The following is a 17,379-nucleotide window of genomic DNA, read 5'->3' as shown; positions in this document are numbered from 1 at the left end:
TGGTCGAGGCATGATCAGCCCACTCTCCGACGACCTGCCGGTCCGACGGCGCAGGCGGTGCCGAGGACCTGGCGACGCTCATCCGTGCGGGTGCAAGGACGGGCCGACGTCATGGCGGGGACACGTCACCGGAGTGCGGTGACGCCGTCAGAGCCCGGAGCGTGCGACGCGGAAGCCGACGTCGTCGATCCGGTACGTCGGGTGGCTGCGCCGCCTGACCGAGGCGCGGCAGCTCCAGTGCTCGTCGGCCCAGCCACCGCCGCGGAGGACCCGGTAGGTGCCGTACACCTCCGGGTCGTAGAGGTCCCAGCACCAGTTCCAGACGTTGCCCAACATGTCGTAGAGACCCCAGGCGTTGGGCAGCTTGCCGCCCACGGGGCGGGTCCGGCCCTCCGTGTTGCCCCGGTACCAGGCGACCGCGTCGAGCCGGCCGTACCGTGGGCCGGCCGTACCGGCACGGCAGGCGTGCTCCCATTCGGCCTCCGTCGGCAGCCGGTAGCCGTCGGCGGAGGCGTCCCACCCGACCGCCTCGGCCTCGACGTCCAGGTCGTACACAGGCGTCAGCCCCTCGCGGAGGGACAGGGCGTTGCAGAAGCGGACGGTGTCCCACCAGGAGACGCCCTCGACCGGCAGCCGCTCGCCCTGGGCGGTGCTCGGCCGAAGGCCGGTGACCTCCGCGTACGAGGACTGCGTCACCGGGACCGCCGACAGCCGGAACGGCGCGACCTCGACGGGCCAACTGCGCTGCGTCCGCCGGTCCGACAGCGTCACCTGCCCGGGCGGGACGGCGACCAACTCGTTGCGTAAGCCTGTGTCCACAAGGGTCGACCCTACCGGCGGCGCGCCGGTGCCCCGCCCGGGCGGGGGCCGGCGGGGGTCAGCTCACGGCCTGCTTCACCAGCGCGCCGACCCGCGCCTCGACCTCCGGGGTCACCTCCGTCAGGGCGAAACCCGCCGCCCACATCGGCCCCTCGTCGAGCCGCGCCAGGTCGCTGAAGCCGAGCGTCGCGTAGCGCGCCTTGAACTTCTCCGCGCTCTGGAAGAAGCAGACGACCTTGCCGTCCAGCGCGTAGGCCGGCATCCCGTACCAGAGCTTCGGCGCGAGGGCGGGGGCGTTGGCCGTGATCACCGCGTGGAGGCGCTCCGCCATGATCCGGTCCGAGTCCCGCATCTCGGCGATCTTCGCGAGGACGCTCTGCTCGGCCTCCGCGGCCTTCTCGGCCTGCGAGGCACGGCGCCCCGCACTCTTCAGCTCCTGGGCGTGATCCCTCATCGCCGCCCGCTCCTCGGCGCTGAAACCCTCGTACGACGTCGTCTTCGTGGTGCCGGCCATGGTCACTCCCGTGGTGGTGGGTGCGGGCCCGGTGTGTCGCGCCGGACCCGTTCGCTGTGGTCACAGCCTCCCCCGGCCGGGGCACGGGCCGCCTCCGTGGTGACCACGGATTCCGCTACGGAGTGGGTCGACCGTTCAGGGGGATGTCATAGAGGGCGAAGGCGCGGTCGATCACCGGTTGCGCCACGTTGCGGACGTGGACGCCGCCGGAGGTCATGCCGTGCTCCGTGCCGAGGTGGGCGTGGCCGTGGACGGCCAGGTCGGCGCCCTGTTCGTCGATCGCCTCCGCCAGGAGGTAGCTCCCGAGGAACGGGTAGATCTCCAGCGGCTCACCCGCGAGCGTGTCGGGCACGGGGGAGAAGTGCGTCAGGGCGATCCGTACCTCGCACCCGTCCGCGGTGAGCTCCCCCAGGGCGCGGCCGAGTCCGGACGCCCCCTGCCGGGCCGTACGGACGAAGGTCTTCATCTCCGGCTCCCCGAACTCGCCCGCGCTGCGCCCGGCGAACCCTCCGCAGAACCCCTTCACCCCCGCGATCCCGACCTTGTGCCCGGCCACGGTCAGCTGCACGGAATCCCCCTCCAGGACCGAGACGTCGGCCTCGGCGAGGATGCGGGAGACGCCCGCCTCCTGTTCCGAGTGGTAGTCGTGGTTCCCGAGGACGGCCACGACGGGCACGCCGAGGCCGGACACCTCCTCGGCCACCACCTCCGCCTCGGCGAGGGTGCCGTGCCGGGTCAGATCACCTGCCAGCAGCAGGACGTCGGCGCATTCCGGGAGCGTCTCGAAGGCCGGGCGGAGCAGACCGCGACAGTCCGGCCCGAAGTGGATGTCACCGACCGCCGCGACGCGCACCACGTCGGCCCGGGCCCCGGAGCCCTCCGTGCCGGTCGCGCCGCTCATGGCAACTCCTCGTGTCGGGTGGGCGGTTGGGAGCCGACGACGACGAGGTCGGCCCGCACGGGGACACCGGCGAGCTCGGACTGCGCCAGTCGAAGGATCTCCTCGCGCCGCGCCTCCGTCGACACCGTGCCCGAGAGCAGGACGGTCCCTCCCCGCAGCTCCACCTGGATGCCGAGTTCGGCCACGTCCTCGCGCGCGAGCCGGTCCCGTACCCGCTCGATCCGATACTCGCCCAGGTACGCGCCCTGGTCACCGGTCGTCATCGCTCACCCCTTCCTCCGGCGTGCGACGCCGCGGCACGACGTCGAGCAGTTCGAGCAGGTACAGGAAGGCGGCCGCCATCGGCGCGCTCTCCGTCTCCCGGCGTACGGCGTCCCAGTCGATGCGCTCCCGCAGTCCGCGCGCCACCGGCAGCAGGCGGCCGAAGTCGCAGTGGTGCTCGGAGAGAGCCGCGAGCCGGCTGATCATGAGGTCGGTCGGGGCGAGGACGGGCATGTGCACCGAGTCGACGGGCAGCGTCTCGGCCCGGCCGAGGAGCTCGTCGGTGACCGGTCGCCCGGCCAGCGCGAAGATCAGGTCGATCTCGGCCGCGCCGGTGTGGGCCTTGATCAGCCAGTCCTCGGGCCGGTCGACGATCCGTACCCCCGATTCGCGCAGCAGGCGGGTGATCTTCTCCGCGTCCTCGCGGCGCACGGCGAAGTCGGTGTCGTGCTGAAGCCGTACGGGCAGGCCGTGGGCGTACGTCGCCACGCTGCCGACCAGCGCGAACGGGCACCCGGACGTCTTGAGGACGGCCCCTACGGACTTCGTCGCCTCGAGGATCGCCTGGGTGTGGTCGATGGGCAGGCTCTGATGGGCGGTGTCGGGCGCCGCGGACGGTACGGGCGCCGCGGACGGCCCGGAGTGCGCGGGCTCGGGCGACCGCGTGGGCTCGCCGGACCGCGTGGGCTCGGCGGACCGCGTCGGCTCGGCGGTCTCGGCCGTCAGGCTCCGGTCATCCGTGAGTTGCCTGGTCAGTCCGTCTGCTGGTTCCGCGAGATTCATCAAGAACTCCTCTCCGGGCGGTTCGGCCCGCCCGCCCCGGTGGCGAGAGCGCGTCTACCCACAGCGCGGTCGCGCATCCACCCGGCGCCGCTCCGTTTGCGGCGGCCCAGACGGGACAGACGCGCTGCACATCACAGCGGTCCGAGAGAAAGGCAATCATGATCGCCATCACTTCGGCGGTATCGCCCGTCCCCTCCGAGCCCGCTCTCGCGTCGGCAGGATCCAACGGAGTGCTGTTCGCTCTGGTCATCGGTGTGGTGGTCGTGGCCCTGCTCATCGGCGCGTTCTGGTGGGGCAGCCGCCGCGTCGCGCGCCGGCGGCGCGCGGTCGGTGATCCCACCCAGGCGAACGCCCAGCCGGGCCGGGACTCCTGGACCACACCCGACGACGACCAGAACCTCGGCGACTCCCGCCGCTGACGGCCCGCTCCGTCCTGTCGGGGGCGATCAGCTCGACCCCTTCGGCGCGCGTCTGTCAGACCGGGTAGACGTCCGGCGTCGAGGTGTCGGCGAGTTCGTCGGTGTGGTCGGTGCTGCCGTGCCACTCGCAGAGCAGGACCGTCGCGTCGTCGGCGAGGGCGCCCTGGTGGTGGTCGAGGACGGCGTGGACGAGGCGGCGCAGTGTCTCGGGTACGGGCAGGCCCGCGGACTGGTGGCGGATGATGAAGTCGGTGAACCGGTCGACCCCGAATTCCAGGCCGTCGGCGTCGCGCGGCTCGGTGATGCCGTCCGTGTAGAACAGGACCCTGTCGCCGGGCTGGAGCTGGACGCGGGTGACGGTCAGCGGCAGACCGAGATCCGTGCCCAGGGGGTGGTGGGCGGGATGGTCCGGGTGGAGGATGCGCCGGTTCGCGCGGATGAAGAGCGGCGGCGGATGGCCGCAGCTGACCCAGCGCAGTGTGCCGGTCGTGAGGTCGAGGGTGGCGAGGATCCCGGTCACGTAGCGGTCGTGGTCGAAGTGGGCCAGGAGCAGCGTCTCGACGGCCTCGCACATCTCGGCGAAGTCGGCGCCCTGCCGCCGGAGGTTGCGGCAGACGGCGAGCGCCAGGGTGGCGGTCAGACCGGCCGCGGTGTCATGGCCCATGGCGTCGAAGACCGCCAGGTGGACGGTGTCCCCCGCGAGCGCGTAGTCGTAGGCGTCGCCTGCCGTCTCGTACGCCGGCTCCATCTGCGCCGCGATGGTGACCCGGTCGTTGACGAAGGTACGGGCGGGCATGAGCGTCCACTGCATCTCCGCGCTGACGGCCATGCGCCTGCTGCGCGTCAGGCGGGCGTACGAGTCGCTGGTGGGCCGCTTGGTCACCAGGATCAGCCCGAGAAGGGTGGCCAGGTCGTCCATCGCCTCCTGCTCGACCGCCGTCACGGGCATCGACGGCGTCAGACGGAGAACGCCCAGGCGTTCGGTCCCGTTCAGCACGGGCAGCCAGACGTCGACCGTCCCGTTCGTGCTCGTGGACAGGAACTGCGCGGTCCGAAAGACGCGACCGGCGAGCGTGGAGTCGATCGGCAGCTCGCTGCCTTCCCCGCCCGCGTCCCGCCCCGCGCCCGTGAGCTCCCGCAGAACCTCTTCCTGCAGGTCGGAGACGAAGAGGCGGGCGTTGTGCAGCCCCGCGCGGCCGGCGTGCAGGGTCAGCAGGCGCGGCAGCTGTTCGAGGGTGGCCTGATGCGAGGCCCGCAACAGGGCCCGCAGCATCGGGGCGGAATCCAGGACGGGCATAGGGCGGCTCCTGGGTGAGCCCGCCTCCGCCCGGTCCTCGCGGAGCTGTGGAGGGTCTCGGTGCGGCGCCCTCTGCCCGGCAGACCGGCAGACGAAAACGAGAAGCACGGAAATGCTGTCAAACCCACCCTAAGCCGTCCGCGCGCCCACCCGTGCGAGCCTCGGGGTTCCCGGGCGGATGGTGTAGTTACTCCTGAGGGCCCTGGTGCCGTACGCCACCAAAGCCCTGCACGTGTTCCGTAGAGAGGTGCGATGACAGCAGACGACTCGTTCGGCCGACTCGATGACGACGACTACCCCGCCTTCACGATGGGCCGGGCGGCCGAGGTGCTCGGCACCAGCCAGGGGTTCCTCCGCGCCCTCGGCGAAGCCCGCCTGATCACCCCGTTGCGCTCGGCCGGCGGCCACCGCAGGTACTCCCGCTACCAGCTCCGTATCGCCGCGCGTGCCCGAGAGCTCGTCGACCAGGGCACCCCCGTCGAGGCCGCGTGCCGCATCATCATCCTTGAGGACCAGCTCGAAGAGGCCCAGCGCATCAACGCCGCATACCGGAAGGCCGCCGAGTCGGTGGAGCCACCGCCCGAGAGCTGAGACGACAGCCGCGTCGGCCTTCTGAGAAAATCCGCGCTCACGATCGACCGGAATCTATGACCGCGAGATGAGGCTTTGAGCCCCGGTGGGGGAAGAGATTTACCGCGGCGAAAAGAGAGCGCACACGGATCGACACAGCGTGCTATCGTCGATCTCAGTTGCAGTTGTGGTTCCCATATTCCAAGCACCTCCGGACGGCTCTGATCGCCGTATCGGGAGGGCTTTGTTCTTCCGGCGTCATTCTCCGGGCGGGGCATCATCGCGGCGACCCGGCGCCCGCACAGTGCGGATGTCGGCGTACTGCCCCCTAAGGAGATTCGACATGGCATCTGGCACCGTGAAGTGGTTCAACGCGGCCAAGGGTTTCGGTTTCATCGAGCAGGACGGTGGCGGCCCCGACGTGTTCGCCCACTTCTCGAACATCGCCGCCCAGGGCTTCCGTGAGCTGCTCGAAGGCCAGAAGGTCACCTTCGACATCGCGCAGGGCCAGAAGGGCCCGACGGCCGAGAACATCGTTCCCGCCTGACGCTGACGCGCTTTTTGTAGCTGGGGCCCGCATCCCTAGGGGTGCGGGCCCCAGCTACATCCATTTCCGCGGGGATTCGCCGATGCGCGTCCCTGCGACCAGGTTTTCGCTTTCGCATTTCAGCTGGCTCGTTCTTGTGATTCTCAGCGCTGCGCATTTGCCGCGGGAATTCCTTGATACGCGCCGTATCAAGAAAGGTTCTGAATGAACCCCACCCGTACGAATGCCCGCTCCTCCCGCACCCGCCGCTTCGGCGCGTCCGCCCCCATCAGGTCGGGAGGTCCGAGTCGTTCGGGTGGCTACGGCCGACGGCCCGCCGCGGTCCAGGGTGAGTTCGCCCCGCCGAAGACGATCACTCCGGCACTGCCTGCCGTCGAGGCGTTCGCGGACCTCGACATGCCCGCCGAACTGCTCGCCGCGCTCACCGCGCAGGGCGTGTCCGTTCCGTTCCCGATCCAGGGCGCGACGCTGCCGAACTCCCTCGCCGGCCGCGACGTGCTGGGGCGCGGCCGGACCGGGTCCGGCAAGACCCTCGCCTTCGGCCTGGCGCTGCTGGCCGGCACCGCGGGGCAGCGCGCCGAGCCCCGCCAGCCGCTCGGCCTGGTCCTCGTCCCCACCCGCGAGCTGGCCCAGCAGGTGACCGAAGCCCTCGCCCCGTACGCCCGCGCCGTCAAGCTCCGCCTGGCGACCGTCGTCGGGGGCATGCCCATCGGGCGCCAGGCCGGCGCGCTGCGCGGTGGCGCCGAAGTCGTCGTCGCCACTCCCGGCCGTCTCAAGGACCTCATCGACCGCGGCGACTGCCGGCTGAACCAGGTCGCCGTCACCGTCCTCGACGAGGCCGACCAGATGGCCGACATGGGGTTCATGCCCCAGGTCACCGCCCTGCTGGACCAGGTACGTCCCGAGGGGCAGCGCATGCTGTTCTCGGCGACCCTGGACCGCAACGTCGACCTGCTCGTCCGCCGCTACCTCACCGACCCCGTCGTCCACTCCGTCGACCCCTCCCAGGGCGCGGTCACGACGATGGAGCACCACGTCCTGCACGTGCACGGAGCGGACAAACACCGGGTGACGACGGAGATCGCGGCGCGTGAGGGCCGGGTGATCATGTTCCTGGACACCAAGCACGCCGTGGACCGCCTCACCCAGGACCTGCTCAGCAGCGGGGTACGGGCCGCTGCCCTGCACGGCGGGAAGTCGCAGCCCCAACGGACGCGCACCCTCGCCCACTTCAAGACCGGGCACGTCACCGTCCTGGTGGCCACGAACGTCGCGGCCCGCGGCATCCACGTCGACGACCTCGACCTGGTCGTCAACGTCGACCCGCCGACCGACCACAAGGACTACCTCCACCGCGGCGGCCGCACCGCCCGCGCGGGCGAGTCGGGAACCGTCGTCACGCTGATCACCACCAACCAGCGCCGCGACATGACCCGGCTCATGGCCACCGCCGGCATCGTGCCCCGGACGACCCAGGTCCGGTCCGGCGAGGAAGCCCTCAACCGGATCACCGGCGCCCGTACCCCCTCCGGCGTTCCCGTCACCATCAGCGTCAGCGCGCCGTCGACCGAGCGGCGCAAGCGCGGCACGGCCTCCCGCGGACGCCGCCGCCCCGCGTCGGCCGCCAGGCGCGCGGCGGGTCGACAGTCCGTCGCCGCCGCGGCGGCCTGACCGTCACGTCGTCAGGACACCGACCCATCTCCGCAGGAGGCACGACTTTGACGCAGGTCCCGACGCAGGCCCCATCGCAGGACGTGGACATGGGCATGGGCATGGGCATGGGCATGGGTATGGACACGGCCGAACCGCAGGTCTGCGACGACATGACCGTCGAAGTGGCCCTGTCCGTCATGAGCAGTGCCCGTACGGGACAGCTGCTCGTCTGCGACGCGGACGGCGTGTGCACCCACCGGGTCACCCAGGCCCAGCTCGTCGCGGTCCGGGACAGCGACGCGTACTCGGACCGCGTCCGGCTGCGGGACGTCCTCGACGGCCATGGGCCGTTCGCCTCCGCCCGCACCACGACGGGCCAGGCCGACCACGCGACGCGTCACCGCCGGCTCGCTGTCGTGCACGTCGTCGACGCGCACCACAGCCCCCTCGGGTCCCTCGCGCCTGCCTGCTGAACGGCCGTACCCCGGCCCGACCTGTTCTCTCCTCTTCCCTCAGTGAGGCACCATGCGCTGTGTCATCGCCCGTTTCCCGTTCGACCTGACCAAGACCGGCGTCCTGGAAACCATGAAGGGCGTCAAGCCCGAGCCGATCACCGGCGAGTCCGTGATCATCGGCCGACGCACCTACCCCGCCAAGCAGGTCGGCCAGGTCATCACCCGGCAGGACCCCCGTGACTTCAGCGTCGGCGAAGTCCTGCGGGCCATGACCCAACTCGGGTTCACCTGCCGCGACCTCCCCCGGCCCGACGCGCCCCTGTCCGGCCTCGACCCGCTCCAGCGGGCCTCCGCCATGCTCGGCGCACCGACGTCGGTCTGACCGGCCAGGCTGCCCCCGACCGGGGCTCGGGCCACCGGACTTCCACCGCCGGCGCCCTCCGTGAGGGTGGAGCGTTCCCCTGGGGGAACCCCCACTGATGATCACCCTCGGTTACTATGCACTCTTCATGCCGGAGGCCGGCGGCGCGTGACTCCCCCTCGGGGCGACCGTGGCCCGCAAGGCTGAAGAGATGGGTGGCCTGGGAAAGTGTTGGAAGAGGTCGTAGCGACCCGCTACGTCACGCCTTTGCGTGAGGGCGGCTCGCTCCCCGGGATCGTCGAGGCCGACGATCTCGGTACGTACGTCATGAAGTTCACCGGCGCCGGGCAGGGGCGGAAGACGCTCGTCGCCGAGGTCGTCTGCGGGCAGCTCGCCCGGCGGCTCGGGATGCGGGTGCCCGAGTTGGTGGGCATCCAGCTCGACCCCGTCATCGGGCTCTCCGAGCCCGACCAGGAGGTGCAGGAGCTGCTGAAGGCCAGCGGGGGGCTCAACCTCGGCATGGACTACCTGCCCGGGTCCCTGGGGTTCGACCCGCTGGCGTACGAGGTGGACCCGAAGGAGGCGGGCAGGGTCGTCTGGTTCGACGCGGTGATCAACAACGTCGACCGCTCCTGGCGCAACCCGAACATGCTCGTCTGGCACGGCGACCTGTGGCTGATCGACCACGGGGCCACCATGATCTGGCACCACAACTGGCGCGGCGCCCAGGCCTCCGCCGCGAAGCCGTACGACGCCTCCGACCACGCCCTCGCGCCGTTCTCGCCGGACGTCGCCGCCGCCGCGGCCGACCTCGCGCCGCTCGTCACGCGGGAGCTCCTGGAGGAGGTCGCCGCCGACGTGCCCGACGAATGGCTCGTGGACGAGCCCGGCTTCGACAGCACCGACGCCCTGCGCCAGGCCTACGTCGAGGCGCTGCTGCCGCGCGCCGCGACCATCCACGAGCGCATCACCCTCGGCCCGCGCGTCGAGCGCCGGGCCGAGCAGCCGCCCGGCTGGCTCGCCGACCGCCTCGCACCCCGGCCGCACCCCACCGAGAAGGACCGCACCACGTGACCGACCGCGATGTCTTCGAGTACGCGCTGCTGCGCGTCGTGCCCCGCGTCGAGCGCGGTGAGTGCTTCAACGCCGGTGTGGTGGTCTACTGCCGCGCCAAGTCCTACGTCGCCGCCCGTACGCACCTGGACGAGACCAAGCTCCGCGCGCTCGACCCCGGCGCGGACGTCGTCGGCGTACGGGCCGCGCTGCACGCGGTCGAGGGCGTCTGCCTGGGCGGCGAGGACGCCGGACAGGCCTCCCGCGACGACGCCGGGCGCCGCTTCCGCTGGCTGATCGCGCCCCGCTCCACCGTCGTCCAGCCCGGCCCTGTGCACACCGGTCTGACGGCCGACCCCGAGGGCGAGGTCGACCGACTGCTCGCTCTTCTGGTGCGCTGAGCCCCGTTCGAGCCCTGCCCCGCCCCCCGGCCGGAGGTGCGGAGTGAGCCGGTGCACCCGGTGGGCCGTTGACACCGAGTGCCAGGGCTTCTAGCGTCTCGTCGCGCGGGTACTAAGCGGTCGCTCATGTGAGGGACGCACCGTGCGGGCCGCATCCAGGGATGACCCAAGGGCGAGGAGAACCAGCATGTCGACCACCGAGCAGCGCGTAGCCGTCGTCACCGGCGCGGCGCGGGGCATTGGCGCAGCGACCGCCGTACGGCTGGCCGCCGAGGGCCGCGCCGTCGCCGTACTCGACCTCGACGAGGCGGCCTGCAAGGACACCGTCGAGAAGATCACCGCCGCCGGCGGCACCGCCATCGCCGTCGGCTGCGACGTCTCCGACAGCGCCCAGGTCGAGGCCGCCGTCGCGCGCGTGGTCACCGAGCTCGGCGCGCCGACGATCCTCGTCAACAACGCGGGCGTGCTCCGCGACAACCTGCTCTTCAAGATGTCCGAGGCCGACTGGGACACGGTCATGAACGTCCACCTCAAGGGCGCGTTCCTGATGGCCAAGGCCTGTCAGAAGCACATGGTGGACGCGGGCTTCGGCCGGATCGTCTCGCTCTCCTCGTCCTCCGCGCTCGGCAACCGCGGCCAGGCGAACTACTCCGCGGTCAAGGCCGGCCTGCAGGGCTTCACCAAGACCCTCGCCAAGGAGCTCGGCAAGTTCGGCGTCACCGCCAACGCCGTCGCCCCGGGCTTCATCGTCACCGAGATGACCGCGCAGACCGCCGAGCGCATGGGCATGGGCTTCGAGGACTTCCAGGCCGCGGCCGCCTCCATGATCCCGGTGCAGCGTGTCGGCAACCCCGACGACATCGCCAACGCCATCGCCTTCTTCACGGGCGACGACGCCGGCTTCGTCTCCGGCCAGGTCCTGTACGTCGCCGGCGGACCGCTCAACTGACGCCCCAGCGGGAAGAGGAGTCGTACATGAGCACGAAGGAACTGCCCCAGCTGTCCGGCAAGGTCGCCCTCGTCACCGGCGCCAGCCGGGGCATCGGATACGGCGTCGCCGAGGCCCTGGTCGCCCGCGGCGACCGGGTGTGCATCACGGGACGCGGCGAGGACGCCCTCAAGGAGGCCGTCGAGCGGCTCGGCTCCGACCGGGTGATCGCCGTGCCCGGCAAGGCCCACGACGAGGCCCACCAGGCCGCCGCCGTCGCGGCGACGATGGAGGCTTTCGGCCGGGTCGACTTCCTGGTGAACAATGCCGGGACCAACCCGGTGTTCGGCCCGATGGCCGATCTGGACCTGAATGTCGCCCGCAAGGTCTACGAGACGAATGTGATCTCGGCGCTGGGATTCGCCCAACAGACCTGGCACGCCTGGCAGAAGGAGCACGGCGGCGCGATCGTGAACATCGCGTCCGTCGCCGGGATCGCCCCCTCGCCGTTCATCGGCGCGTACGGGATGAGCAAGGCGGCGATGGTCAATCTGACCCTCCAGCTGGCGCACGAATTCGCGCCGTCCGTCCGGGTCAACGCGATCGCCCCGGCGGTGGTCAAGACCAAGTTCGCCCAGGCCCTCTACGAGGGCCGCGAGGCGGAGGCGGCGGCCGCCTATCCGCTCGGCCGGCTGGGCGTCCCGGAGGACATCGGCGGCGCCGCCGCGTTCCTCACGTCCGACCAGTCGGACTGGATCACGGGCCAGACTCTCGTCGTCGACGGGGGGATTTTCCTCAACGCCGGTGTCGGGTGACCGATATCCGGACACTTTCCGGATTTCCTGACCGGTTTGCACCCGGTTAATCGTCGAATGCCTCAAGTGCCCCGTCAGGGTCGAACATTGACCTGACGGGGCGCTGCGGTATGGTCGGCCGACCCAAGGCTGAACGAGGAGCGTGCGCACGTGTTCAACCGGACCAGTCTGCAGGTCGCTGCAGCCCTTGCGTCCATATCCCTGGTGTCCGGATGCGGGGTGTTTTCGGACAATGAATCCGCCGGGGAACAGAGAATCGTGGTCGGCACGACGAGTTCTCCCACCACGCTCGATCCGGCAGCCGCTTGGGACAATTCCTGGGAGCTGTTCCGAAATGTCTTCCAGACGCTGGTGAGTTTCCCGACGGGCAGTACGACGCCGCAGTCGGACGCCGCCGACTGCAAGTTCACCGACACCGCCAGCCGCGTCTTCGAGTGCACCCTCCTCGACGGGCTGAAGTTCTCCAACGGCCACACGCTGGACGCCAAGGCCGTGCAGCACTCGATCGAGCGCATCCGGAAGATCAACGCCGAGGGCGGCCCGAACGGGATGCTCGGTTCGCTCGACACGATCGAGACGGTCAACGACCGCACGGTCGTCTTCAAGCTGAACAAGCCCGACGCGACCTTCCCCTTCGTCCTGGCCACTCCCGCCATGTCGCTGGTGGACCCTGCCGAGTACCCGGCCGACAAGCTCCGCGAGGACGGCCAGCTCACCGGCTCCGGTCCCTACGTCCTCGACGAGTACACCGAGGGCGAGTCGGCCGAGCTGACCAAGAACCCCCTCTACAACGGGTTCGCGGACCGCAAGAACGCCGGCGTGACCATCCGGTACTTCAAGGAGTCCGAGCCGATGGTCGCCGCGCTGAAGAAGAAGGAGATCGACGCCACCTACCGCGGTCTCACCGCCGAGGAGGTCGTCGACCTCCAGAGCCCCAGCGACGCGAACGAGAACCTCCAGCTGGTGGAGTCGACCGGCGCGGACATCCGCTACCTCGTCTTCAACGCCCAGGACCCCTCGGTCGCCAAGGAGCCCGTCCGCCGGGCCATCGCCCAGCTCGTCGACCGCGAGGAGCTCGTCGCCAAGGCGTACAAGGGGACGGCCGAACCGCTGTACTCGATGGTCCCCAAGGGCATCGTGGGCCACACCACCGAGTTCTTCGACCGCTTCGGCGAGCCGAGCGTCCCCAAGGCGCGGGAGATCCTGCGCGACGCCGGCATCAAGGAGCCCGTCGAGCTGACCCTCTGGTTCACCACCGACCGGTACGGCTCCGGCACCGCGCTGGAGTTCGCCGAGCTCAAGCGCCAGCTGGACGGCTCCGGCCTCTTCGACGTGACCCTGCGCAGCAAGCCGTGGAAGGACTTCGCCGCCGGCTACCAGAAGGGGGAGTACCCGGTCTTCGGCCGAGGCTGGTTCCCCGACTTCCCGGACGCGGACAACTTCATCGCCCCCTTCGTCGGCAAGCAGAACGCGCTGGGAACGCCGTACGTGAGCCCCCGGATCACCGACGAGATCCTCCCCAAGACGCGGCGCGAGAGCGACCGGGGCGCCGTCGCTCCCGACTTCCGCAAGGCGCAGGAGATCATGGTCGACGACGTCCGACTGCTCCCGCTGTGGCAGGGCAAGCTGTACATCGCGGCGAGCGAGGACATCGGCGGCGCCGAGCGCGCGCTCGACCCGCAGACCGTCATGCAGATGTGGGAGCTCAGCCGCCGGGCCAGCTGGTAGACGGCCCGACCAGCACCGTTGTCAGTGGCCCCCGGTAGGTTCTCAGGCGTAGAAGAGATCGCCTACCGGAGGTTGTTGACGTGACCGACACCGACATGCTGCCCGAGTCCTGGCGCGGCGTCCTCGGGGACGAGCTGCAGAAGCCGTACTTCAAGCAGCTCACCGAGTTCGTCGAGGAGGAGCGGGTCAAGGGGCCGGTCTACCCGCCGCGCGAGGAGGTCTTCGCCGCGCTGGCGGCGACGCCGTACGACAAGGTGAAGGTCCTGATCCTCGGTCAGGACCCGTACCACGGGGAGGGGCAGGGGCACGGCCTCTGCTTCTCCGTGCGGCCGGGCGTCAGGACCCCGCCCTCCCTGCGCAACATCTACAAGGAGATGCAGGAGGAGCTCGGCCACCCCGTGCCGGACAACGGCTATCTGATGCCGTGGGCCGAGCAGGGCGTGCTGCTGCTCAACGCGGTCCTCACCGTCCGGGCCGGCGAGGCGAACTCGCACAAGAACCAGGGCTGGGAGAAGTTCACGGACGCGGTGATCGGCGCGGTGGCCTCGCGGCCGGACCCGGCGGTCTTCGTGCTCTGGGGGAACTACGCGCAGAAGAAGCTCCCGCTGATCGACGAGGAACGGCACGCCGTGGTGAAGGGCGCGCACCCCTCGCCGCTGTCGGCGAAGAAGTTCTTCGGATCCCGCCCCTTCACGCAGATCGACGCGGCGATCGCCGCCCAGGGCCACGAGCCCGTCGACTGGCGCGTCCCGAACCTCGGCTGAGCCGCCGAGGCCGTGAGCCCGCGCGGCTGACAGGCGCGGGCCGCCACCCGAGCCTGTGCCGGATCACGGGCCCCGGCGGTTAGCGTCGGAGCCCCCGGACGGCGAGCGCGTGGAGGCCGCAGTGACCGAGCAGCAGCAGGTGTCGGACGACGGCGTCATGACCCGGATCGGGCAGGCGACGATGCTGCTCCACGGCGGGGACCGGGAGGAGGCGCGCAACCGGTTCGGCGAGCTGTGGCTCCAGATCGGCCCGGACGGCGACCCCCTGCACCGCTGCACGCTCGCGCACTACATGGCCGACGCGCAGGACGACCCGGACGTCGAGCTGGCCTGGGACCTGCGGGCCCTGCTGGCGGCCGAGGAGCTGAACGAGGAGCGGCTGACCGCGCACGACTCGTCCCTCGCCCTCCGGGCCCTGTACCCCTCGCTCCACCTCAACCTGGCCGCCGACTACCTGAAGCTCCAGCAGCCCGACGCGGCCCGGATCCACCTGGACCGGGCCCGCGTGGCCTCGGACTCCCTGGACGACGACGGCTACGGCAACGGCGTCCGGGCCGCGATCGCGCGCCTGGAGGTACGACTCCGGTCGAGGTGACCGCCGGGGGCGTCGCGTCAGTCGCCCGTCGCCCCGTCGATGCGTTCGCGCAGCAGATCCGCGTGGCCGTTGTGGCGCGCGTACTCCTCGATCATGTGGGTGTAGATCCACCGCAGGTTGAACACCTCGCCGCTCGGGTGCTTGCCCACGCCCACCTCGTCGAGCCCGTGGGCCGCCGCGACGGCGCGCGCCGCCTCGATCTCCCGCTGCCAGACCGCGTGGGTCTCCTCCCAGGTCTCGCCGGGGGAGTCCGCGTCGGTGACCCGGAAGGCGCGGTCGGTGTCCTCCGGGGTGCTGTAGATCCGCTCGGCCCGCTCGCCCGCCATGATCCGCCGGAACCAGCCGCGCTCGACGTCGGCCATGTGCCGGACCAGGCCGAGCAGGGTGAGGTTCGAGGGCGGCGCGGAGGCCGTGCTCAGCTGCGCCTGATCGAGGCCCCGGCACTTCAGGGCGAGGGTCTGCCGGTGGTAGTCCAGCCAGCCTTCGAGCATCTCCCGCTCGCCGGCGAGGGTGGACGGTTCGGTACGCGCGCTGTCATCGACGGAGGTCATGCCGGGCATCGTCGCCCATGGTCGGGGCGGGCGCCAGTGGATTCGGCGCCGCGTTCACCCGCCGAGCATCCCGCGCAGCAACTCCTGGAATCCGGTGCGCAGTTCCTCCCGGCTGGGCACGGACGAGTGGAAGGAGCCCGCCGCGCAGGAGAACATCAGCCCCTCGCACCAGGCGATCAGGGAGAGGGCGTGCCGCTCGGGGGCCGCTGAGCCGGCCTCCGCCATCATCGCGATCAGCGGCCCGTGGAACGTCGCTGAGCCCGCCTCGTCGAAGAAGGTGCGGAGTTCGGGGCGGCGGGTGGCCTCCAGGGCGAGTTCGTAGCGCGAGACGAGCAGCGCCCGATGGTCGGTGAGGTACCGGTGGAGGGCCAGCGACAGGGCGTCCACCAGCGCGTCGGATCCGCCGTCGGGCCCCGGCATCTCGTGCGGGGTGAGCACCCGTGACTCCAGCTCGACCTGTCTGCGGACCGCCGTTTCGAGCAGCGCCTGACGGGTGCGGGCGTGGTTGGACGTCGATCCCTGCGGCAGCCCCGCCCGCTCGTCCACCGCGCGGTGGGTCAGGCCGCGCATGCCCCGCTCGACGAGCAGCTCGAGCGCGGCGTCGCCGATGCGGGTGGGGCGGGTGAGGGGCGTGGGCGCGGGGGTGCGGGCGGTCATGGGGACAATCTATCTATCCAAGGGACTACAGCTGTAGTAACGTCATCGACACGACACTACATCTGTAGTTGTCGAGGGCTCGTGGTCGAGGGAGAAGCCATGGAACAGCACCGTGCCGTCGTGATCGGAGCCGGCATCGGCGGGCTCACCGCCGCCGTCGCCCTGCACCGGAGCGGCTGGGACGTCACCGTCCTGGAGCGCGCCGCCGCGCTCACCCCGGTCGGGGCCGGCATCGGCCTCGCCCCCAACGCCCAGCGCGCCCTGGACGTCATCGGCCTCGGTGACCGGGTCCGCGCTCTCTCCGCCTGGCAGGGCGACGGCGGGATGCGCGCGCCCGACGGCCGCTGGCTCGCCCGTACGAGCGCGCAGGCCGCCGCCGACCGCTTCGGCGGGCCGCTCGTCCTGCTGCACCGCGCCACGCTCGTCGAGATCCTCACCGCCGCCCTGCCCGACGGCGTCGTACGGACCGGGGCGCCGGCGACCGTCGCCGACCCCGGCGACGACGCACGGCCCGCCGTCGTCCGGACGCCGGACGGGGACGTCGAGGCCGAGCTGGTCGTCGGGGCCGACGGCATCCACTCGGCCGTCCGGGGCGCCCTCTTCCCCGGCCACCCGGGACTCCGCTACTCCGGCTTCACCACCTGGCGCGTCGTCGTCCCCGCCCCCGACCGGCCGTTCGCCCCGCACGAGACCTGGGGCCGCGGCCGCCTCTGGGGCACCCAGCCCCTCAAGGACGGCCGGATCTACGCCTACGCCATGGCCGCCGCCCCCGAAGGCGCCCACGCGCCCGACGACGAGCGGGCCGAACTCCACCGGCTCTTCGGCGACTGGCACCACCCGGTCCCCGAGATCCTCGCCGCCGTCGCCCCCGACGCCGTCCTGCGCCACGACGTCCACCATCTGCCCGACCCCCTGCCCGCCTTCCACCACGGCCGCGTCGCCCTGCTCGGCGACGCCGCCCACGCCATGCAGCCCACCCTTGGCCAGGGCGGCAACCAGGCCATCGAGGACGCCGTCGTCCTCGCCCACCACGCCCGCCCGGACCTCCCACCGAGCCGCGCCCTCGCCGCGTACACCGCCGACCGGCTGCCGCGCACCACCGCCATCGTCCGCAAGGCCGCCCGCACCGGCAGGCTCACGCTGGTCTCCGCCCGGCCCGCCGTCGCCGTGCGCGACGCCCTCATCACGGCCGTCTCGCGCTTCGGGCCCGGCCTCGTGCTGCGCGGCTTCGACGGCATCGCCGACTGGCGGCCGCCGCTCGCCGAGAAGCGCCCCCGCGTAAGCTGACCGGCGCGAACGGCACGTCG

The 17,379-nt window shown here is 71.4% G+C and carries 22 protein-coding genes; 14 read left to right on the top strand and 8 right to left on the bottom strand.

The window, feature by feature from the left end; translation table 11 throughout:
• Positions 1 to 147: 147 nt before the first annotated feature.
• The 5 genes from ACIPPS_RS15375 to ACIPPS_RS15355 form a co-directional block, all read right to left on the bottom strand.
• Positions 148 to 819, bottom strand: coding sequence for a formylglycine-generating enzyme family protein (locus tag ACIPPS_RS15375; protein ID WP_401431262.1), 672 nt, complete (start codon positions 817 to 819; stop codon positions 148 to 150).
• A gap of 58 nt (positions 820 to 877) precedes the next feature.
• Complete coding sequence (locus ACIPPS_RS15370) at positions 878 to 1,333, bottom strand: iron chaperone (protein WP_401431259.1); 456 nt, start codon at positions 1,331 to 1,333, stop codon at positions 878 to 880.
• Between the two features lie 115 nt (positions 1,334 to 1,448).
• Positions 1,449 to 2,189 carry a metallophosphoesterase gene (locus ACIPPS_RS15365; protein ID WP_401431451.1) on the bottom strand — a complete coding sequence of 247 codons (741 nt, stop codon included), beginning with the start codon at positions 2,187 to 2,189 and terminating at the stop codon, positions 1,449 to 1,451.
• A gap of 41 nt (positions 2,190 to 2,230) precedes the next feature.
• Positions 2,231 to 2,497 (bottom strand): BON domain-containing protein, encoded by a 267-nt coding sequence (locus ACIPPS_RS15360; RefSeq protein WP_401431256.1) that lies wholly within the window; start codon positions 2,495 to 2,497, stop codon positions 2,231 to 2,233.
• Complete coding sequence (locus ACIPPS_RS15355) at positions 2,484 to 3,278, bottom strand: nucleotidyltransferase family protein (RefSeq protein WP_401431253.1); 795 nt, start codon at positions 3,276 to 3,278, stop codon at positions 2,484 to 2,486. The genes ACIPPS_RS15360 and ACIPPS_RS15355 overlap by 14 nt, the downstream gene beginning before the upstream one ends.
• 158 nt (positions 3,279 to 3,436) lie before the next feature.
• On the opposite strand from ACIPPS_RS15355, the gene ACIPPS_RS15350 reads away from it, so the two are divergent.
• Complete coding sequence (locus ACIPPS_RS15350) at positions 3,437 to 3,697, top strand: DUF6479 family protein (protein ID WP_401431250.1); 261 nt, start codon at positions 3,437 to 3,439, stop codon at positions 3,695 to 3,697.
• Between the two features lie 55 nt (positions 3,698 to 3,752).
• Here the strand turns inward: ACIPPS_RS15350 and ACIPPS_RS15345 are convergent, their stop codons facing one another.
• Positions 3,753 to 4,994: a PP2C family protein-serine/threonine phosphatase gene (locus ACIPPS_RS15345; protein ID WP_401431247.1), complete on the bottom strand. Its 1,242-nt coding sequence runs from the start codon at positions 4,992 to 4,994 to the stop codon at positions 3,753 to 3,755.
• A 252-nt stretch (positions 4,995 to 5,246) separates the two neighbouring features.
• On the opposite strand from ACIPPS_RS15345, the gene ACIPPS_RS15340 reads away from it, so the two are divergent.
• The 12 genes from ACIPPS_RS15340 (at position 5,247) to ACIPPS_RS15285 (ending at position 14,864) form a co-directional block, all read left to right on the top strand.
• Positions 5,247 to 5,585 (top strand): MerR family transcriptional regulator, encoded by a 339-nt coding sequence (locus tag ACIPPS_RS15340; RefSeq protein WP_401431244.1) that lies wholly within the window; start codon positions 5,247 to 5,249, stop codon positions 5,583 to 5,585.
• A 322-nt stretch (positions 5,586 to 5,907) separates the two neighbouring features.
• Positions 5,908 to 6,111, top strand: coding sequence for a cold-shock protein (locus ACIPPS_RS15335; RefSeq protein WP_363175946.1), 204 nt, complete (start codon positions 5,908 to 5,910; stop codon positions 6,109 to 6,111).
• A gap of 204 nt (positions 6,112 to 6,315) precedes the next feature.
• On the top strand, positions 6,316 to 7,782 hold the full coding sequence (locus tag ACIPPS_RS15330) for a DEAD/DEAH box helicase (protein ID WP_401431241.1): 1,467 nt from the start codon (positions 6,316 to 6,318) through the stop codon (positions 7,780 to 7,782).
• An 89-nt stretch (positions 7,783 to 7,871) separates the two neighbouring features.
• Positions 7,872 to 8,237, top strand: coding sequence for a hypothetical protein (locus ACIPPS_RS15325; RefSeq protein ID WP_401431448.1), 366 nt, complete (start codon positions 7,872 to 7,874; stop codon positions 8,235 to 8,237).
• A gap of 52 nt (positions 8,238 to 8,289) precedes the next feature.
• On the top strand, positions 8,290 to 8,601 hold the full coding sequence (locus ACIPPS_RS15320; protein ID WP_401431238.1) for an SCO5918 family protein: 312 nt from the start codon (positions 8,290 to 8,292) through the stop codon (positions 8,599 to 8,601).
• Between the two features lie 210 nt (positions 8,602 to 8,811).
• The gene (locus tag ACIPPS_RS15315; RefSeq protein WP_401431236.1) at positions 8,812 to 9,654 is read left to right on the top strand and encodes a HipA family kinase; all 843 of its coding nucleotides are present in this window, start codon (positions 8,812 to 8,814) and stop codon (positions 9,652 to 9,654) included.
• The gene (locus ACIPPS_RS15310; RefSeq protein WP_401431233.1) at positions 9,651 to 10,034 is read left to right on the top strand and encodes a DUF3037 domain-containing protein; all 384 of its coding nucleotides are present in this window, start codon (positions 9,651 to 9,653) and stop codon (positions 10,032 to 10,034) included. The genes ACIPPS_RS15315 and ACIPPS_RS15310 overlap by 4 nt, the downstream gene beginning before the upstream one ends.
• 187 nt (positions 10,035 to 10,221) lie before the next feature.
• The gene (gene fabG, locus ACIPPS_RS15305) at positions 10,222 to 10,983 is read left to right on the top strand and encodes a 3-oxoacyl-ACP reductase FabG (RefSeq protein ID WP_401431230.1); all 762 of its coding nucleotides are present in this window, start codon (positions 10,222 to 10,224) and stop codon (positions 10,981 to 10,983) included.
• A gap of 26 nt (positions 10,984 to 11,009) precedes the next feature.
• Positions 11,010 to 11,777 carry an SDR family oxidoreductase gene (locus ACIPPS_RS15300; RefSeq protein ID WP_401431228.1) on the top strand — a complete coding sequence of 256 codons (768 nt, stop codon included), beginning with the start codon at positions 11,010 to 11,012 and terminating at the stop codon, positions 11,775 to 11,777.
• Positions 11,778 to 11,927: 150 nt separating this feature from the next.
• Complete coding sequence (locus tag ACIPPS_RS15295) at positions 11,928 to 13,505, top strand: ABC transporter substrate-binding protein (RefSeq protein ID WP_401431225.1); 1,578 nt, start codon at positions 11,928 to 11,930, stop codon at positions 13,503 to 13,505.
• Between the two features lie 95 nt (positions 13,506 to 13,600).
• Positions 13,601 to 14,269, top strand: a complete 669-nt coding sequence (ung, locus tag ACIPPS_RS15290; protein WP_401431445.1) for a uracil-DNA glycosylase — start codon at positions 13,601 to 13,603, stop codon at positions 14,267 to 14,269.
• A gap of 121 nt (positions 14,270 to 14,390) precedes the next feature.
• A complete protein-coding gene (locus ACIPPS_RS15285) occupies positions 14,391 to 14,864 on the top strand; it encodes a hypothetical protein (RefSeq protein WP_401431222.1) in 474 nt (157 codons plus the stop codon).
• Positions 14,865 to 14,881: 17 nt separating this feature from the next.
• On the opposite strand, the gene ACIPPS_RS15280 is transcribed toward ACIPPS_RS15285, so the two are convergent.
• Together ACIPPS_RS15280 and ACIPPS_RS15275 are read right to left on the bottom strand one after the other, a co-directional pair.
• Positions 14,882 to 15,424 carry a DinB family protein gene (locus ACIPPS_RS15280; RefSeq protein WP_401431220.1) on the bottom strand — a complete coding sequence of 181 codons (543 nt, stop codon included), beginning with the start codon at positions 15,422 to 15,424 and terminating at the stop codon, positions 14,882 to 14,884.
• Between the two features lie 45 nt (positions 15,425 to 15,469).
• Complete coding sequence (locus tag ACIPPS_RS15275; protein WP_401431217.1) at positions 15,470 to 16,072, bottom strand: TetR/AcrR family transcriptional regulator; 603 nt, start codon at positions 16,070 to 16,072, stop codon at positions 15,470 to 15,472.
• A gap of 99 nt (positions 16,073 to 16,171) precedes the next feature.
• Here ACIPPS_RS15275 and ACIPPS_RS15270 point away from each other — a divergent pair, with 99 nt between their 5' ends.
• Positions 16,172 to 17,359 (top strand): FAD-dependent monooxygenase, encoded by a 1,188-nt coding sequence (locus ACIPPS_RS15270; RefSeq protein WP_401431214.1) that lies wholly within the window; start codon positions 16,172 to 16,174, stop codon positions 17,357 to 17,359.
• The last annotated feature ends 20 nt before the right edge of the window (positions 17,360 to 17,379 follow it).

It is taken from the genome of Streptomyces sp. NPDC090127 (assembly GCF_044746945.1).
GTDB lineage: Bacteria > Actinomycetota > Actinomycetes > Streptomycetales > Streptomycetaceae > Streptomyces.
Note: the sequence above shows the minus strand (reverse complement) of the source record. Positions and strands in the feature narration are given on the sequence as shown.

What these genes read in the sequence shown, in the direction of transcription:
- ACIPPS_RS15370 (WP_401431259.1), bottom strand. Translation starts at nt 1,333, where the DNA reads ATGGCCGGCACCACGAAGACGACGTCGTACGAGGGTTTCAGCGCCGAG.
- ACIPPS_RS15360 (WP_401431256.1), bottom strand. Translation starts at nt 2,497, where the DNA reads ATGACGACCGGTGACCAGGGCGCGTACCTGGGCGAGTATCGGATCGAG.
- ACIPPS_RS15355 (WP_401431253.1), bottom strand. Translation starts at nt 3,278, where the DNA reads ATGAATCTCGCGGAACCAGCAGACGGACTGACCAGGCAACTCACGGAT.
- ACIPPS_RS15350 (WP_401431250.1), top strand. Translation starts at nt 3,437, where the DNA reads ATGATCGCCATCACTTCGGCGGTATCGCCCGTCCCCTCCGAGCCCGCT.
- ACIPPS_RS15345 (WP_401431247.1), bottom strand. Translation starts at nt 4,994, where the DNA reads ATGCCCGTCCTGGATTCCGCCCCGATGCTGCGGGCCCTGTTGCGGGCC.
- ACIPPS_RS15340 (WP_401431244.1), top strand. Translation starts at nt 5,247, where the DNA reads ATGACAGCAGACGACTCGTTCGGCCGACTCGATGACGACGACTACCCC.
- ACIPPS_RS15335 (WP_363175946.1), top strand. Translation starts at nt 5,908, where the DNA reads ATGGCATCTGGCACCGTGAAGTGGTTCAACGCGGCCAAGGGTTTCGGT.
- ACIPPS_RS15330 (WP_401431241.1), top strand. Translation starts at nt 6,316, where the DNA reads ATGAACCCCACCCGTACGAATGCCCGCTCCTCCCGCACCCGCCGCTTC.
- ACIPPS_RS15325 (WP_401431448.1), top strand. Translation starts at nt 7,872, where the DNA reads ATGGGCATGGGCATGGGCATGGGCATGGGTATGGACACGGCCGAACCG.
- ACIPPS_RS15320 (WP_401431238.1), top strand. Translation starts at nt 8,290, where the DNA reads ATGCGCTGTGTCATCGCCCGTTTCCCGTTCGACCTGACCAAGACCGGC.
- fabG (WP_401431230.1), top strand. Translation starts at nt 10,222, where the DNA reads ATGTCGACCACCGAGCAGCGCGTAGCCGTCGTCACCGGCGCGGCGCGG.
- ACIPPS_RS15300 (WP_401431228.1), top strand. Translation starts at nt 11,010, where the DNA reads ATGAGCACGAAGGAACTGCCCCAGCTGTCCGGCAAGGTCGCCCTCGTC.
- ung (WP_401431445.1), top strand. Translation starts at nt 13,601, where the DNA reads ATGCTGCCCGAGTCCTGGCGCGGCGTCCTCGGGGACGAGCTGCAGAAG.
- ACIPPS_RS15280 (WP_401431220.1), bottom strand. Translation starts at nt 15,424, where the DNA reads ATGCCCGGCATGACCTCCGTCGATGACAGCGCGCGTACCGAACCGTCC.
- ACIPPS_RS15275 (WP_401431217.1), bottom strand. Translation starts at nt 16,072, where the DNA reads ATGACCGCCCGCACCCCCGCGCCCACGCCCCTCACCCGCCCCACCCGC.
- ACIPPS_RS15270 (WP_401431214.1), top strand. Translation starts at nt 16,172, where the DNA reads ATGGAACAGCACCGTGCCGTCGTGATCGGAGCCGGCATCGGCGGGCTC.